14 protein-coding genes are annotated in these 16047 nt (G+C 58.8%); 3 read left to right on the forward strand and 11 right to left on the reverse strand.

The features are described from left to right. Window positions 1-66 precede the first annotated feature (66 nt). The 6 genes from OP494_RS10920 to OP494_RS10945 form a co-directional block, all read right to left on the reverse strand. Complete coding sequence (locus OP494_RS10920; protein ID WP_280540768.1) at window positions 67-987, reverse strand: DUF2235 domain-containing protein; 921 nt, start codon at window positions 985-987, stop codon at window positions 67-69. A gap of 450 nt (window positions 988-1437) precedes the next feature. Then, the gene (locus OP494_RS10925) at window positions 1438-1884 is read right to left on the reverse strand and encodes a transcriptional regulator (protein ID WP_280540769.1); all 447 of its coding nucleotides are present in this window, start codon (window positions 1882-1884) and stop codon (window positions 1438-1440) included. Between the two features lie 170 nt (window positions 1885-2054). After that, window positions 2055-3071 carry an LLM class flavin-dependent oxidoreductase gene (locus OP494_RS10930; protein ID WP_280540770.1) on the reverse strand — a complete coding sequence of 339 codons (1017 nt, stop codon included), beginning with the start codon at window positions 3069-3071 and terminating at the stop codon, window positions 2055-2057. Between the two features lie 132 nt (window positions 3072-3203). Continuing rightward, window positions 3204-4361 carry a cyclopropane fatty acyl phospholipid synthase gene (gene cfa / locus OP494_RS10935; RefSeq protein WP_280540771.1) on the reverse strand — a complete coding sequence of 386 codons (1158 nt, stop codon included), beginning with the start codon at window positions 4359-4361 and terminating at the stop codon, window positions 3204-3206. Window positions 4362-4455: 94 nt separating this feature from the next. Beyond that, complete coding sequence (locus OP494_RS10940; RefSeq protein WP_280540772.1) at window positions 4456-4908, reverse strand: universal stress protein; 453 nt, start codon at window positions 4906-4908, stop codon at window positions 4456-4458. Between the two features lie 51 nt (window positions 4909-4959). Then, on the reverse strand, window positions 4960-6135 hold the full coding sequence (locus OP494_RS10945) for an MFS transporter (RefSeq protein ID WP_280540774.1): 1176 nt from the start codon (window positions 6133-6135) through the stop codon (window positions 4960-4962). A gap of 767 nt (window positions 6136-6902) precedes the next feature. On the opposite strand from OP494_RS10945, the gene OP494_RS10950 reads away from it, so the two are divergent. Beyond that, window positions 6903-7817 carry a LysR family transcriptional regulator gene (locus OP494_RS10950; RefSeq protein WP_280540775.1) on the forward strand — a complete coding sequence of 305 codons (915 nt, stop codon included), beginning with the start codon at window positions 6903-6905 and terminating at the stop codon, window positions 7815-7817. Between the two features lie 262 nt (window positions 7818-8079). Here the strand turns inward: OP494_RS10950 and guaA are convergent, their stop codons facing one another. From guaA to OP494_RS10975, 5 genes are all read right to left on the reverse strand, one after another. Continuing rightward, window positions 8080-9657, reverse strand: a complete 1578-nt coding sequence (gene guaA / locus OP494_RS10955) for a glutamine-hydrolyzing GMP synthase (protein ID WP_280540776.1) — start codon at window positions 9655-9657, stop codon at window positions 8080-8082. Between the two features lie 98 nt (window positions 9658-9755). Then, window positions 9756-11225: an IMP dehydrogenase gene (gene guaB / locus OP494_RS10960; RefSeq protein ID WP_280540777.1), complete on the reverse strand. Its 1470-nt coding sequence runs from the start codon at window positions 11223-11225 to the stop codon at window positions 9756-9758. A gap of 72 nt (window positions 11226-11297) precedes the next feature. Then, window positions 11298-12389, reverse strand: a complete 1092-nt coding sequence (locus OP494_RS10965; protein WP_280540778.1) for an ABC transporter substrate-binding protein — start codon at window positions 12387-12389, stop codon at window positions 11298-11300. Next, window positions 12389-13792: a sensor histidine kinase gene (locus tag OP494_RS10970; protein ID WP_280540780.1), complete on the reverse strand. Its 1404-nt coding sequence runs from the start codon at window positions 13790-13792 to the stop codon at window positions 12389-12391. The genes OP494_RS10965 and OP494_RS10970 overlap by 1 nt, the downstream gene beginning before the upstream one ends. After that, complete coding sequence (locus OP494_RS10975; protein WP_280540781.1) at window positions 13789-14457, reverse strand: response regulator; 669 nt, start codon at window positions 14455-14457, stop codon at window positions 13789-13791. The genes OP494_RS10970 and OP494_RS10975 overlap by 4 nt, the downstream gene beginning before the upstream one ends. A 149-nt stretch (window positions 14458-14606) precedes the next feature. Between OP494_RS10975 and OP494_RS10980 the strand changes: the two genes are divergently transcribed. Further along, window positions 14607-15596: a tripartite tricarboxylate transporter substrate binding protein gene (locus tag OP494_RS10980; RefSeq protein ID WP_280540782.1), complete on the forward strand. Its 990-nt coding sequence runs from the start codon at window positions 14607-14609 to the stop codon at window positions 15594-15596. Then, complete coding sequence (locus tag OP494_RS10985) at window positions 15593-16042, forward strand: tripartite tricarboxylate transporter TctB family protein (protein WP_280540783.1); 450 nt, start codon at window positions 15593-15595, stop codon at window positions 16040-16042. The genes OP494_RS10980 and OP494_RS10985 overlap by 4 nt, the downstream gene beginning before the upstream one ends. Window positions 16043-16047 lie beyond the last annotated feature (5 nt).

Below are 16047 nucleotides of genomic sequence, written 5' to 3' on the forward strand. Positions count from 1 at the left end.
TATCCCATGCTCTGCTTCACTTTGGTCGGTAAAGTCGAGAGGGTACTGGCGCTGGCCCTCCTTCCTCTACCTGGCGGTCCAAAGTGCTGCGGTTATTCTATGAACCCAGGACTCAAGCGATAGCATTCGCCGATTCCATTCGGGCCAGAAGTTAATCGGTAGAGGTTCAGCATGAAGGTGAAAAGAAGTTCGATAACTAGGTTCATCCTTCGTATCAGGCGCCCCGATACCTAGCCCTTGTTCAAGCAGCCAACGTGAATCGTTTTTACCTTGTGAGCGAGCATCTCCCTCCACAGTGAAGCACTGTTGCGGTAGCAGTCCCATACCCGATAGCAACGCATCGACATTAGCTAGGTACTCCAAGCCTACACCTGCGCTGTAAGAAGCACCAACATCTGAGTGGGCTCCTGGCATACGGAAAGTGGTAATGCGGCTGTACTCTGTGCTCTGAGGTATATCGAAAATTGGCTTAAAGAACACACGACGTTCGTTAATTGATGTGAAATGATAGAACATATCTGCTAAAGCTGGAACCTGAAGTGACAATGCTTCTCTCTGTCCAGTAGCGACCGTATCAAAAATTACCGCGTAAAAATGTGGTGGTGTACCTCTTATCACCTCATCTTCCCAGCGTTGCTCCAGCACGTTCATAAAGTGCCGAGCTGCCGCTCCACCACGCGAAAATCCAGAGACCAAAAGCCGAACGTCTATTTCCGGTGTAGCCTTCCGCATCTTTTCAATGGATACGATGACCTTGTCGGCCGCTCTTTCGGCAGTTTCTTTTAGCGTATATCCTGTAGCAGCATCAATCGCAGCCCTGATAGGCAGTGACTGTGTACCTACTCCAGGGTAGTATTTTATGAACTCGATTGAAGGATTACCCTGCAGTCGCTCGTAAAGATGAGCAACTATTGTTTGGCGCCCACCCTCAGGTACATTTAGACGATTATTGAGAGTGCCGTCGAACAACACAACCCCCAACATCATAGGACGTCCTTCAACTGTCTGGGTCAGCCTTGGTGTCCATGGAATCTTAATGCTAAATATATTATTTAGCTGCGTTCGGTCTAGCGGTGATAGTGGCACTCGTGGATTCTCTACACAGGCCGAAACACACGAAAGCATTAGCATCACAACCAGCCATCGCTTAATATACATACACCAAACCTTTGCGTTTATATTAACCCAAGCTTACTATGTGCAAGCTGTCTCAATCCAAATAATTTTTTCTTCAGCAGCCAAAAAGTGACAATTAATTAAGCGTAACCATTGCAGAGCTAACACCGGCTCAAACTTTAGCTGGGATTAACATGATTAACTTAAAGCCCGGCAGGCTTAGGAGGTGGCAATTAGCATCCTCACCAGCCTTGCTCCGTCGCTCACTCCTAGTAGCTCGTCGCGCAGGGCGGAGGCCGAACCGAAGCGGCGGCTACTTGGCTATCCTTCGCTTTCGCCAGCCACCCAGCGCGCAAAAGCCTCGGCCTGGGGGTCCGTCTCCTGCACGGCGTAGACCACCAGGCGCAGATGCCGGCCTTCGTCGACGATCAGGCTAGCGTGCTCGAAACCGACATTGCCCAGTCCATTGAGCTCGAGCGCGCGTACCCCTTGGCAAGGAGCGTCCACTTCGTGACGGTGCCACCATTGGCGAAACTCGGGAGAGTGCGCGGAGAGTTCCTTCACTAGGTTACCAATGGCAGGGTCGCCATCCGCACGCGCGTAGTCGCGTCGGAAGCTGGAGAGAATGCGCGGTGCCTGGGTCTGCCAGTCGGCAATGACCCGACGCAGCTCGGGATCGGTAAACAGCATCCACAGCAGATTGCGATACTCGGCTGGTTGACGGTCGAAGCCGAATACCCGCGCCGCCGCGTCGTTCCAGGCCAGCACGTCTCCTTCCTGCTGGCCGAAACATCTTCGTTCATGACCAAGTTGAGCGACTCCTGGCTATCCTCATAACCACCCTGTCGCAGAGATCAGCATTGACCTCATTCAGCGACAACGTATACATGCCGCCTTGGTGTTTAAGGCCACGTGACTTGGAAATGCTCCAAGTGACCTCAATCATTAAAGCCATCAGTGCGCTTGCCGTTGATTTGGGAGGCAGCCTTTGCAGTCAACTCCAGCGAGTGCCTGCGTGCGCCATGGTCGTATATCGCGCTACTCACCATGATTTCGTCGACCATGGTGCGTTCGGCGAAGGCGGTGAGGCCAGCGACGATCTGCGCGGGACCACCGGCGACAGAGCACCGCAGCACACGGTCGATGGTCGTGGCACCCCGCGATCCGGCACGATCGCGGTAACCAGCGATCGGCGTCTGTAATTTGCCCGGCTTACCAGCGAACAGCTCGACCGAAAACTGCTGCTGCGATGACGCGATTAGCTCAGCCTCTTCGTCGCTGTCGGCGGCATAGACGTTCAAACCAGCTGCGACATAGGGCTCGGTAAGCTGCGCAGAGGGACGAAACTCGCCGCGATAAGTCTCCAGTGCCTGATCCAGTGCGTCCGGTGCGAAATGGGAGGCGAAGGCAAAGGGTAGTCCGAGAGCAGCCGCGAGCCGTGCTCCGTTAAGGCCGGCACCCAGTATCCAAATCTGAGGGGTCGCACCCGCCCCGGGCGTCGCCACGATACCGGTTTTGCTGTCGTCCGCGAAGTAGCTACGCAACTCCTCCACGTCCGACGGGAAGGTATTCAGGCCGCCCTCAAGTGTCCGACGTAGCGCGCGGATAACGCGTCCGTCACCTCCCGGCGCACGCCCGAGGCCGAGATCGATTCGACCCGGATAAAGTGCGTCCAGCGTTCCGAATTGTTCAGCTACAACGAGCGGTGCGTGATTTGGAAGCATAATGCCGCCTGCACCAACACGGATGGTCCTGGTCGCCGCAGCGACATGGCCGATCAAGACCGAAGTGGCGGATGAAGCGACACCGGCCAGGCCGTGATGTTCGGCTATCCAGTAACGCTTGAACCCCAGCGCCTCGGCGTGCGCTACCAAGTCCGCGGTTTTCTCGAGGGTGTCGGCGACGGTGCCGCCTTTCGAGACGTGAACAAGATCGTGAAAAGAAAGCTTGATCATAAGTAACCTCATAATGCGACAGAGAAAGTTGCGTTGACGCAATCGCGTTACGCGGCTGCGTAAAAAGAAGCGGGTTGCCGAGACCATTACACCTATCTTGGTTTAGTGGCCTTCGGGGCACGAAGGCCGCCGTCAACTGACCCGATGGTAACCACCCAGGACCCCTTTCTTGCTGAGCACGAACTGCCACAATTGGATATTCCGGGCACGAAAGGCACCGGCGCAGCTTTGCAGGTAATAACGCCACATGCGATAGAAGCGCTCGCCGTAGGTGTCGGCGAAACGGTGCCAGTTGGCCTCGAAGTTGGCATGCCAGGCCATGAGGGTTTTGTCGTAGTCGGCGCCGAAGTTGTGCAGGTCTTCGACCACGAAAAGCTCCTCGGCAGCATCAGTGATGTGCCCCAGGGCCGGCAGTTCGCCGTTGGGAAAGATGTACTTGTCGATCCAGGGGTCCGGCGAGGTTTCGCGTACGTTCTTGCCAATGGTGTGCAACAAGAAGAGGCCGTCGTCCTTGAGACAACGCTCCACGACTTCCATATACTCGCGGTAGTTTTTTCGCCCCACGTGCTCGAACATACCGATGCTGACGATGCGATCGAACTGCTCGGTCTCGTCACGGTAGTCCTTGAGACGAAACTCTACCGGCAGGCCTTGCTTCATCAGTCGCTTGCCGTACTCGGTCTGTTCTCGGGAGATGGTCAGGCCGACGCATTCCACGCCATAGTGTTCGGCTGCATAAGCCATGAAGCTGCCCCAGCCGCAGCCGATGTCGAGCACCCGCATGCCGGGTTTCAACTCGAGTTTGCGGCAGACAAGGTCCAGCTTGGCCTCCTGGGCTTCGTCCAGGTTGTCGGCATTCTTCCAGTAACCACAGGTATAGGTCATGCGCTTGTCGAGCATGGCGGAAAAGAAGTCGTTGCCCAGGTCATAGTGGGCTTCGCCAACCTCGAAAGCACGCTTGGCAGTCTGCAGATTGCGCATCCGCGTGCGTAGGTGGTGGAAGATCAGCTTGCGGGGATTGATCTGATCGGGCAAGCGTGCTCGAAGCAAATGATGAAAGAACTCATCGAGTCGCTCGGCGTCCCAAGCACCGCTCATGTAGCTCTCGCCAAGGCCCAGGTTGCCACGCGCGAGTGCCTCGTCGATGACACCATGGGCATTGAAGCGAATATCCCAAGGGCGGTCTCCGTTGATGCGAATATCAGCTTTTTCCAGAAGATCGGCGACAAAACGCTGGGATGAAGAAGTTTCATCAAAGAAAGCCGAATACTCCACAATCGTGCTGTTCAATGGTCGGTTCCTTATCGTGTCCTTGCAGAGAAAGGAAGTATTGTTAGGGGCCCTCCCCTAATGAGTGCCTGCTTTCTGGATGTGCATAGTGGACCTAGCGAATAACCAGGACTGGTATGGGGCTGTGGGCGAGGACTTCTGACGTCTGGCTTCCCAGAAGCAAACGATCAAGGCCACGGTAACCGTGTGAGGACATGGCGATCAGGCTGCAGCCGCTGTCCTTTGCAACCGCAAGGATAGCTTCCGCTGGTAGCGCATCCGGTACATGAACTGTCTCAGCCTCGACACCCAGCCGGCCGGCTGCGGCTTTTGCTTCGGCAAGAATCTTGTCGGCAGTCTCCTTCCGGCCGGCCTCATATTCCACCATCTCATTGGGTGCGGGAGTCCAGCCGGCACCTCCGGCCGGACCTGCATAGGTATGAAGCTGCTCGGTGACGGTCATGATCGTCACCATGGCGCCGAGCCCTTGTGCCAGTGAAAGGCCCTCGTCGACGCCCTTCTTTGCAACGTCTGAACCGTCGGTCGGGATAAGAATGTGCTTGTACATGAGCGTTTCCTTAGTGTTAGCCCTTTTTCGCAGAACTGGTCGAAGCGTCTCTTAGTGACCTGTAATTGGGCGCGCGTCAGCCGACGGTGTGAGACCGCGCGAAAACACTGCTATGATCAAGGTGATCACCGCCATCGCAGCGCCGACAAGGGCTACAGCCGGGTAACCCAAGTCGGCGTCGATCACCCATCCGCCAAGCACTGCACCGATCGCATTGCCGAGATTAAACGCGCCGATATTGGCAGCTGAAGCCAGGGTTGGTGCTCCACTTGCGGCCGACATGATCCGCACCTGAATGGGCGGTACAAGCGCAAAGCTCACGGCGCCCCAAACAAAGATAATTACGGCACTCACGTAAATGTTCGACATGAACAGGGCAAAGGCGCTCAGCATGATCGCCACAATAATCACCGAGCCGATGATTGTTAGATCAACCGAGAAATCTGCGAACTTTCCTCCAAGCCAGCTTCCAAGTGTCATACCAACCCCGCCCGCCACCAAGATGGCCGTGACGAAGTTGACCGATGCATTTGCTTCGGTCTGAAGGATCGGTGCGATGTAGGTGTAGACCGTGAACAAGGCAGTGGCGCTCATGACGGTCATTAATAGCACCGTCAGGACGTTTTTTTGCATAAATACCTGGAGTTCAGACCGGACGTTGGACGTCTTGTTACCAGGAAGATCGGGCAGAGTTACGCGAACTCCTATCAGCTGCACGAAGCCAATTGCAGCGATTCCCCAGAAGACAGCGCGCCACCCCAGATAGTCGCCTGCCCAGGTAGCGGCTGGCACGCCAATGATGTTTGCAAACGTCAGCCCCATGAACATCGTCCCGACGGCGGCCGCTCGACGCTCTGGAGCAACCAGGCCAGCCGCGACAATGGAGCCGACTCCAAGAAACGCGCCATGATTAATGGACGCGACGACGCGCGACAGAATAAGCATCTCGTAGTTGATTGACACTGCGGTCAAGACGTTGCCGAGGATAAAGATCGCAGACAACGCCATCAGCAACGTCCTGCGTGGTACTCGACCTGTACTTAGCGTTACGAGCGGCACCGCAACCATGACGCCAAACGCATAGGCGCTGACAACAACACCTGCAGCGGGGATTGATACATCCAGATCTCCAGCGATAGTGGGCAGCAATCCTATAGGCCCAAATTCTGTAACGCCGGCCGCAAAAGCGCCTATTGCAAGCGCCAAAAGCCCAAAAATAGGTTTCATCTAACCACTCCGACTATAAAGAGAAATGCTGCCTGGCCGAGCAGTGCTCAGCTGACTCTATATTTGCGTTGATATCTGGAAAGCATAATAGAGTACGGATATAAGCCTGATAACCCTGTGTAAGATCCAAGGACCTTTGCGTAGCTAGCAAAAGAGTCTTGAAATTTCCTGATCGGAAGCACACGATCCCAGATGTCCGCTCACTAGCTCAGTTCAGGCAGACTATGTGGCCTAAGCTCTTCGAGGATCGTCCCCTGGCCGACCCATCTAACGCGACTGTCGGACGACCGTCTCTCACCGGTTTGGAGGGCATATCGAGGCTGCCTGTAAGCTGAGCTATTCGGGGCGTAGCAAGTCCCCGTAGCTCCCCATCGATCCTGAACGCAGGTAACTCTGTTGGTCGATCGCCTGACGCAAGACCGCGCTGGCTTGCCAAGATGCGTCTATTGGGCCATGAGATCCAAAGTCAGCTACTTAGAACAAAGAAAGTTTTGGGCGCCAATCGCACGCCCTGATCTGCCATGTTGTTCTATCGTTGAGAATAAACTTGACGCTTCAAACGCCTGCTTCGGATGCAGCGGTCGCCGCACTACGGATGGCCAACTTCCCAGTCTGTATGACCGGCAGAAGGTAGCGCTCATCGTTGCGCCACGCAGCGGCACGAACGAGTTGTCGTCGACAAAGGTTTTTTGCGTTGATAAATTAAAAGAGAGACCAAAGTGCCGATTCATGGCCATTTACGGACACAGTACTGAAGGATCATTGCGTTGAACGCAGGAGACAATGTTGGTACAGACCGCGCTCGCGAGTTGACCATCTTCGCGGCGGTTGTGGATCACGGCAGTTTTTCCAACGCGGGCCGCGTGCTGAACCTAAGTCCGTCTGCTGTCAGTAGAACGGTCGATCGGACCGAGGCCAGACTGGGAGTACGTCTGCTCTTGAGAACCACTCGATCCCTGTCGCTCACCGCGGAAGGGCAAGCCTATCTGCAAGCCGCAAGAAGGATTCTGAAAGATCTGGATGATTCTGAACAACAGATCGCGGATCAAGGCTCCCCACGAGGACGGTTGAGAGTCAGCGCCTCGCTTTCGCATGGCCGATTGCATGTCGTCCCACTGCTTCCGGAATTCGCGGCGCTCTATCCCCATATTCTGGTCGATCTCTCTCTGACCGACACCATTACCGACATTGCGGGTGGCCAGGCGGACGTCGCTGTGCGGTTCGGTAAACTGCCTGATAGCAGCCTGACGGCTCTCAAACTGGGTACAGTGAAACGCATAGTCACTGCTTCACCCGATTACCTCGCACGATTTGGTACGCCGACACGGCCAGAGGACCTGCTTTCTCACAACTGCCTGAATTTCAATTTTCTGCGAACTGAAACTGCATGGCCATTTCTTGTAGATGGGGCAGTCGAATGGCTCCCAATAAAGGGCGGTATCGAAGCAAACAGCGGAGAAACGCTTGGCCAACTTGCCATGCTTGGAATGGGCATAGCGCGGCTTGGTGAATTCCTGGTCGACCCTCACATTCAAGCCGGTAGACTCGTTCCGATTTTGCAGGACTTTAATCCCGGCGACGCCGAAGAGGTGCATGCTGTCTTTGTCGGTGGAGCAAACATGCCGGCCCGAGTGCGAGCCTTTGTTGACTTTCTCGCGAAACGGCTTCGCGATGGTGTGTAACGAAGCCGACTCTTATTTTTTCAACAAGTCTCCGGTGACCGAGGAACTCGAAACGGCCGACGGATCTCCTCGAATTGGTCGCCGAAGTCACCGAGACGGCCTTCGATATTCGCCAAGAAATTCTGTTGATTGTTGGCGGCGTGATCGATTTCAATCGTATAGCGCCTGATGAGCAAAAAAAGCCTGCCGGTAAAGGCAGGCTTTCGTATGAGTCGTATGATGCAGCAGGGCTAGGCGGCGCGGGCCTGCCCTACCAGGCTGATCACTCCCACTCAATCGTCGCGGGCGGCTTGCTGCTGACGTCGTACGTCACGCGGGAGACGCCACTGATCTCGTTGATGATGCGGTTGGAGACCTTCTCCAGCAGCTCATACGGCAGGTGGGCCCAGCGGGCGGTCATGAAGTCGATGGTTTCGACGGCGCGCAGGGCGATGACCCATTCGTAGCGGCGGCCGTCGCCGACGACGCCGACGGATTTCACCGGGAGGAAGACGGCGAAGGCTTGGCTGGTCTTGTGGTACCAGTCGAAGTTGTGCAGTTCTTCGATGAAGATGGCGTCGGCTTCACGCAGGATGTCGGCGTACTCTTTCTTGACTTCGCCGAGGATGCGCACGCCGAGGCCCGGTCCCGGGAAGGGGTGACGGTAGACCATGTCGTACGGCAGGCCGAGTTCGAGGCCGAGTTTGCGCACTTCGTCCTTGAACAGTTCTCGCAGCGGTTCGACCAGCTTGAGCTTCATGGTCTCGGGCAGGCCGCCGACGTTGTGGTGCGACTTGATGACATGTGCCTTGCCGGTCTTGCTGGCGGCGGATTCGATCACGTCCGGGTAGATGGTGCCCTGGGCGAGGAAGTCGACGCCGTCGATCTTGGCGGCTTCACGGTCGAACACGTCGATGAAGGTGTTGCCGATGACCTTGCGCTTGGCCTCGGGGTCGGCCTCACCTTCCAGCTTGGTGAGGAATTCATCCTCGGCGTCGACGCGGATCACCCGCACGCCCATGTGCTGGCCGAAGGTCTCCATCACCTGGTCACCTTCTTTCTTGCGCAGCAGGCCGTTGTCGACGAACACGCAGGTCAGCTGATCACCGATGGCCTTGTGCAGCAGCGCGGCGACTACGGAGGAGTCCACGCCGCCGGAGAGGCCGAGCAGCACGTGGCGGTCGGCGACTTGCTCGCGTACGCGCTCGCAGAGATCTTCGATGATCTGCGCCGGAGTCCACAACCGCTCGGCCTGGCAGATATTCAGCACGAAGTGCTCGAGAATGCGCTGGCCTTGCAGGGTGTGGGTCACCTCAGGGTGGAACTGCACGCCGTAGAAGTGCTTTTCTTCCCACGCCATGGCGGCGATGGGGCAACTCGGCGTGGAGGCAGTCACGGTGAAGGCATCCGGCACCTGGCCGACCTTGTCGCCGTGGCTCATCCACACGTCGAGCAGCGCACGCCCGCTTTCGTGATCGACATGATCCTTGATGCCCGAGAGCAGCGCGTTATCGGCGTCGATACGCACCTGCGCATAGCCGAACTCATGCTTATGCGAGCCCTCGACCTTGCCGCCCAATTGCTCGGCCATGGTCTGCATGCCGTAGCAGATCCCCAGTACCGGCAAGCCCATCTCGAACACGCATTGCGGCGCGCGCGGCGAGGCGAGTTCGGTAACGGATTCCGGCCCCCCGGCGAGGATGATGCCGTTGGGATTGTACTCGCGGATCTCTTCTTCGCTGATGTCGAAGGCGCGCACTTCGGAGTAGACGCCGATCTCGCGCACGCGGCGCGCGATGAGCTGGGTGTACTGGGAGCCGAAGTCGAGAATCAGGATCTTATGGGCGTGAATGTCGGTCATCTGGCCTTTCCTTTGAGAAGCAACAAGGGCCGAAAATGCGAAAGCTGGAAGCGGCGCGCGGCCACTTCCAGCTTCAAGCTTCCGGCATCAAGCTTGAGTTAGCCCGCCCGGTAGTTGGGGGCCTCTTTCGTAATCTGCACATCGTGCACGTGCGATTCGGCAAAGCCCGCGCCGGTGATCTTCACGAACTCCGGCTTGGTACGCATCTCGTCGATATCGTGGCAGCCGGTGTAGCCCATGGAGGCACGCAAGCCGCCCATCAGCTGATGGACGATGGCACTCATCGCGCCCTTGTAGGGCACTCGGCCTTCGACGCCTTCCGGCACCAGCTTCTCGACCCCAGCGTTCTTGTCCTGGAAGTAACGATCGGACGAGCCCTGGGTCTGGGACATGGCGCTCATGGAGCCCATGCCGCGATAGGCCTTATAGGTACGGCCCTGATAGAGCTCGATTTCGCCCGGGGCTTCCTCGGTGCCGGCCAGCAGACCACCGATCATCACCGTGCTGGCGCCTGCGGCGATGGCCTTGGAAAGGTCGCCGGAGAAGCGGATGCCGCCATCGGCAACGAGCGGGATGTCGAATGGCTTGAGCGCGTCGGCCACATCAGAAACAGCGGAGATCTGCGGCACGCCGACACCGGCGACGATACGCGTGGTGCAGATGGAGCCGGGGCCGATGCCGACCTTGACGCCGTCCGCACCGGCTTCGGCGAGTGCCTTGGCGGCGGCGGCGGTGGCGATGTTACCGCCGATCACCTGCACCTGCGGATAATGCTCCTTGACCCAACGCACGCGCTCGATGACGCCCTGGGAATGGCCATGTGCGGTATCCACCACCACCACATCGACGCCCGCCTCGGCAAGCGCGGCGATGCGATCCGGCGTTTCCGGCCCGGTGCCCACGGCAGCGCCGGCAAGCAGGCGACCGTCGCTGTCCTTGGCGGCGTGCGGGTAGGTGCGCGCCTTCTCGATATCGCGAACGGTGACCAAGCCACGCAGGCGGAACTGATCGTCGACCACGAGGATCTTCTCGATGCGGTGTTCCTGTAGCTTGGACTTGATGATGTCCAGCGAGGTGCCTTCGGGCACGGTGACCAGCTTCTCGCGCGGGGTCATGATTTCCGCCACGCTATCGCCCTTGTCGGGGCGGAAACGCATGTCACGCCCGGTGACGATGCCCATCAGGGTGTCGCCCTCGACCACCGGAAACCCGGAGTAGCCGTACTCGTCGGCCATCTCGAGCAGATCGGCCAGCTTCGCCTTGGGGCTGACGGTCACCGGGTCCTTGACGATCACGCTCTCGTGCTTCTTCACCTTGCGCACTTCCGTCGCCTGCGCGGCGATGGTCATGCTCTTGTGAATGATACCGATGCCACCTTCCTGCGCCATGGCAATCGCCAGGCGGGCTTCGGTCACGGTATCCATCGCGGAAGAAAGCAGCGGGATATTGAGGTAAAGGTCGCGAGTCAGGCGGGATCTGAGGCTGACATCCTTGGGCAGGACGTCGGAATAGCCGGGGACGAGTAAGACATCATCGAACGTAAGAGCTTCTTGCGCTATACGTAGCATGTTGCGACACCTGTGGGGAAAGCGGGTGCGGGGAAGATTAATCCGCCATTATAAACCCCTATCCCCGTCCTCTCAACGTTGAGAGCGTTTGTCAATGCGCGATTCGATGGCAGCCGCGCCCTGAGCCGGCTCGGGGTGCGCCAAGCGGTGGAACTCCCGCTGCCAGCGATCCATGAACGCCGTGCGCCGGGAAGGATCGACGAAGGCGAGCAGCGAGGCATTCAGCGGAATCGGGTACAAGCGCTCCCCGACCTGGTCGCGCAGCCGCTGGGCGGTGTAGGGGCCCACGACATCCGGGCGCACGCTGAACAGCGGCGTCTCGCCGGCGATGACACGCTGCCCTTCGCGGCCCAGCAGGAAGTCGAGAAACGCCCGGGCCGCCGCGGGGTGCGGGGCGTCGCGGTGAATGAACGCCATGCGCATCATGACCAGCGAGTAGTCTTGGGGGACCTGCACAAAGACCTCGGGATGCGATTGCGCCCACACCATGGCGTAAGAACCGAGCAGGTTGTAGCCCAGCCAGTAGCGCCCCTCGCTGAGCCCCTCGAGCATGGCCCGCGTGTTGGCCTCGAGATGCGTATCGGTCGCGCCCATGGCAGTCACGAGATCCCAGAACCGGGTGGTGTAGCGCGCATCCTGCTGAAAGAGCGAGTAACCAACGCCACTGCGTAAAGGCGAATAAGTGGTGACTTTGCCACGTAAGGTCTCGCGGTGCTGTGTGAGCAGCGTATGCAGGTCGGCATGGGTCTTCGGCGGCAGCATATGGCGCGATAGGTCCAGCCGATAGGCCATGACGATGGGCTCGAAGGTGAAACCGAACACTTCGTCGCGCCACTTGGCCCACTCCGGCCACGCCTGTGCCGCCGGTGAGTCGAGACGCTGAGCGTAGCCTTCATTCACCCGCGCCATCTGCCAGGGCATGGCGGAACTGATGACGACATCGGGCGGATTGTCTTCATTGGCAACGCGGGCGTCGACTTCAAGCGTTGAGCGATCGCGGAAGGTCAACTGGATGTGCGGATGGGCCGCCTCGAAGGCGTCCAGCAAGGGCGCCGCGACCTCCCTGTCGAGCGCCGCCTCGACAACGAGCGGGTTGTCGGCCCAGGCGAAGCTCGGTGCCAGAAGCCCCAAAAGCCATACGAGCGCCACACGGCGAATCGGCATCATTTCTCCTCATGTTGAGTGAGATAAGGAAAAAACAGGCGGATTTTCAGCCCGTTCTTCTGCGCCGACTCGACCTGCATCCGCGCCTCATGACGACGCACGATCGAGTCCACAATAGCCAATCCCAGGCCGGAGCCTTCGGTGTCCTGACGACCGCCGCGTTCGAAGGGGCGATGCAAGTGCGCCAGCGTCTCGGGCGGCACACCCGGCCCGTCATCCTCGATATATAACTCTAACGTCTGCGCATGACACACAGCGCCTAGGGTAATAACGCTGCCGGGAGGCGTATAACGCAGGGCATTGTCGATCAAATTGCCTAACAACTCGCGCAAAGCCCACGCCTCGCCTTGGATGTATTGCGGTGATGCGGGAAGAGACGCCAAGCCGATGTCATGGGCTTGCGACACATCACGTTGCGCCCAGTCGAAAGTCGTTTCATGCAGCAACGCCATCGCATCGATACGCGCTGTTGCGCTTGCTTCCACGGCATGGCGTAGGCGTGCCAGGCTCAATAGCTGACTGGCTAGACGACTCGTACGTCCGGCACTGCCATGGACCTCGGTGAGCGCCTGACGCCAGGCATCGGGGCTATCGCTTTGCAAGGCCAACTCGCTCGTGGTCTGTAATCCCGCGAGGGGCGTTTTGAGTTGATGGCTGGCATCTGCAGTGAAACGTAATAGCGCTTCTCGGCCGTCGCGCTGGCGCATAAAAAGGGAGTCCAAGGTTTCCGCCATTTCACGCATTTCTTCTGGCACTCGAGCATCCAACGGGCGCATGTCATCGGCATCGCGACGCCGCAGTTGCTGACGTAGTCGTCGAATCGGCGCGAGCGCCACGCGCATCGCCAGGAGCATCAGGATGCCCGCCAGCAGCACCATGATCACGAAGCGCGTGACCGCCTGCTCGAAGAGCATCTCGGTCAGGGCGTCGCGCCCCGACATCGTGTGGCCGACCCAGATCTGCACCGGATCTTGCGTCTCCCAGCCAGCGGAATCGAGCTCCCGTCCATAAAGACGCCACTGGGTGCCATGATACGTGTCATTCAACCATGTCGGCTGTGAGGACACTCGTCGGCGCCACTCGGGAGGAATGCCGATATCCAGGTTACCCGACACCGTTTGGCCCTTGGCATCCAGTACGGCATAGAACACGCGCTCCTGGTGGCGCGTCGCCAGGATCTGCAACGCCGCCGAGGGGATTTCAACTACTGGCTGACCACCTTCCCACCGTATGGCTTCAGCGATCGTCAAGGCAGCGGCCTCGAGCTGGCTGTCATAGGCGCGCTCGGCCGCGCGTTGCGAGCTGAAATAGGCTTCGACTAGCAACAACACGCCAAGCACGCTGACGGTCGCCAACAACCAGAAGGCCAAGCGGGATTTCAGTGTGCCATCCACCTCGATCACGGGGAGGCTTCCTCGAGCCGGTAGCCCAGGCCTCGAAACGTGCGAATGCGCAGCCCGCTGCCATCGAGCCTTTTGCGCAAGCGGCTTATGTACACTTCCAGCGCGTTGGACCCGACATCACCAAATCCAAAAAGGCGGTTCTCCAGGGTCTCGCGCGGCGTAATGCTGCCGGCATGCAGCAATAGTCCTTCCAGCAAGCGCAGTTCACGACGTGGCAAATCGAGCACCTGCTCATCTAGCGTGGCGACGCCCGAGGCGGCGTCGAAGGCCAGCGGGCCGAACGTCAGACGATTGTCGACGCGCTGCTGGCTGCGGCGCAGCAAGGCACGCACGCGGGCTTCCAGCTCGGCGAGCGAGAACGGCTTAGCGAGGTAATCGTCGGCGCCGAGATCCAACCCCTCCACTCGATCATCGATGCCGTCGCGGGCCGTCAGGATCAATACAGGCGTGGTATCGCCGCGCTGGCGCAGTTCCGCCAGCAGCGTCAGGCCGTTGCCGTCGGGCAGCCCCAGGTCGAGCAGTACCAGATCGAACTGCCCGCTCTGCAGGGCCTCGCGTGCCTGCGCATGGTGCGTGAACACATCGACGGTGTTGCCCAGCGGGGTGAGCGCTTGCTCCAGCGAGCGCGCGATCAGGGGATCATCTTCGATGACGAGCAGGCGCATACGACCAATGTCTCATGTAGATAAACGTTAGGTGACAGGTTGATGAAAGGTTGGCTGCCTAGCATCGGTATTCGTCATCCGTGGCGATGACATCAGCACCATTCTCGTTATTCCTAATGCAGCGCAAAACAAGAGAACAGGAGTTCGCCATGAAGATCAACAAAGGGCTTGCCACGTACACAAGCATAATAGCGCTGATGGGCGGTATCTTGGCCGCTAGCAGCGCGCAAGCGCAATCCGACGCAACAGAATGCATCGCGCCCGCAAAACCGGGCGGTGGCTACGACCTCACCTGTCGCCTGGCCGCCAATGGCCTGGAAAAGACCGGCATGATCGACAAGCCCATGGCCGTCAGTTACATGCCGGGCGGCATCGGGGCGGTGGCCTACAATCACGTCAATGGCGTGCGCGACGACGATCCCAACCTCATCGTCGCCGCCAGCACTGGCGCGGCCGTAAACCTGGCGCTGGGCAAGTTCGGCAAATACGACGCTGATGACGTCCGCTGGTTGGGTGCCCTGGGGGTCGACTATGGCGCCATCGTCGTCAACGCCGATGCGCCCTGGCAAGACCTCGATGATCTCATGCAGGACCTGAGTGAATCACCGGGCGATATCGCCTTCGGGGCGGGTGGAACCGTGGGCAGCCAAGACTGGATGAAGGCCGCGCTCACCGCCAAGGCCGCCGATCTCTCGCCGCGCAAGCTCAAGTACGTGTCCTTCGAGGGCGGTGGCGAAGCCTTGGCAGCACTGCTGGGCAACCACATCCAGGTTTTTACGGGTGACCTCTCCGAGCTCAAATCACAACTAGAAAGCGGCAAGATCCGCGTGCTCGCCGCGCTGTCCGAAGAGCGCATGGGTGGCCCTTACGCCGACATCCCCACTGCAGCGGAGCAGGGCTATGACGTGCAATGGCCCATCTGGCGCGGTTATTACATGGGGCCCAACGTCAGCGACGAGGCCTACCAGAAGTGGGTGGAACGCATGTCCCAGCTCGCCCAGTCCCAAAAGTTCGCCCAACTGCGCAAGGAGCGGGGCCTCTTCCCAATGTCGCGCTTCGGCTACGAGTTCAATGACTACGTGCTGGAGCAGGTCGATCAGTTCGAATCCTTGGCCAAAGAAGTAGGTCTGAAGCAATGAAACTCGCCGCCGACCGGTTGTTGGGCATCGTCCTGATCGGTCTGGCGGCGTTCGTCGCCGTTCAGGCCATCAAACTGGAAGTGCCCTTCAGTTACGACCCCGTAGGCCCCCGTGCCTTTCCGCTCGGTCTCGCTATCCTGCTGGCTGCGCTCGCCAGCGTGTTGATCGTGAAACCCGGCACCAACGAGGCGTGGCCCGGTCGCCAGCTCGGCGTGAAGTTGCTGCTGGTGCTCGTCACGCTCCTGGTCTATGCCCTGCTCTTCACCAAGCTCGGCTTCATCATCACCTCACTGCTGGCAGTCACAAGCCTATCTCGCATCTTTGGTGCGTCATGGGGTAAGGCACTGCTGACCGGTGTGCTCATGGCCGTCATCAGCTATTTCCTTTTTGCGCATGCCTTGGGGATCTCGCTGCCTAGTGGTTACTGGGTCGAGCCCTTGCTATAACGGAG

The sequence above is a fragment of the Chromohalobacter sp. 11-W genome, from assembly GCF_029889905.1.
Classification (GTDB): Bacteria; Pseudomonadota; Gammaproteobacteria; order Pseudomonadales; family Halomonadaceae; genus Chromohalobacter.

Excerpts from the sequence above, each read along its gene's own strand:
- OP494_RS10975 (WP_280540781.1), bottom strand. The coding sequence starts at position 14,457 with ATGCGCCTGCTCGTCATCGAAGATGATCCCCTGATCGCGCGCTCGCTG.
- guaA (WP_280540776.1), bottom strand. The coding sequence starts at position 9,657 with ATGACCGACATTCACGCCCATAAGATCCTGATTCTCGACTTCGGCTCC.
- guaB (WP_280540777.1), bottom strand. The coding sequence starts at position 11,225 with ATGCTACGTATAGCGCAAGAAGCTCTTACGTTCGATGATGTCTTACTC.
- OP494_RS10965 (WP_280540778.1), bottom strand. The coding sequence starts at position 12,389 with ATGCCGATTCGCCGTGTGGCGCTCGTATGGCTTTTGGGGCTTCTGGCA.
- OP494_RS10940 (WP_280540772.1), bottom strand. The coding sequence starts at position 4,908 with ATGTACAAGCACATTCTTATCCCGACCGACGGTTCAGACGTTGCAAAG.
- OP494_RS10980 (WP_280540782.1), top strand. The coding sequence starts at position 14,607 with ATGAAGATCAACAAAGGGCTTGCCACGTACACAAGCATAATAGCGCTG.
- OP494_RS10930 (WP_280540770.1), bottom strand. The coding sequence starts at position 3,071 with ATGATCAAGCTTTCTTTTCACGATCTTGTTCACGTCTCGAAAGGCGGC.
- OP494_RS10945 (WP_280540774.1), bottom strand. The coding sequence starts at position 6,135 with ATGAAACCTATTTTTGGGCTTTTGGCGCTTGCAATAGGCGCTTTTGCG.
- OP494_RS10985 (WP_280540783.1), top strand. The coding sequence starts at position 15,593 with ATGAAACTCGCCGCCGACCGGTTGTTGGGCATCGTCCTGATCGGTCTG.
- OP494_RS10920 (WP_280540768.1), bottom strand. The coding sequence starts at position 987 with ATGATGTTGGGGGTTGTGTTGTTCGACGGCACTCTCAATAATCGTCTA.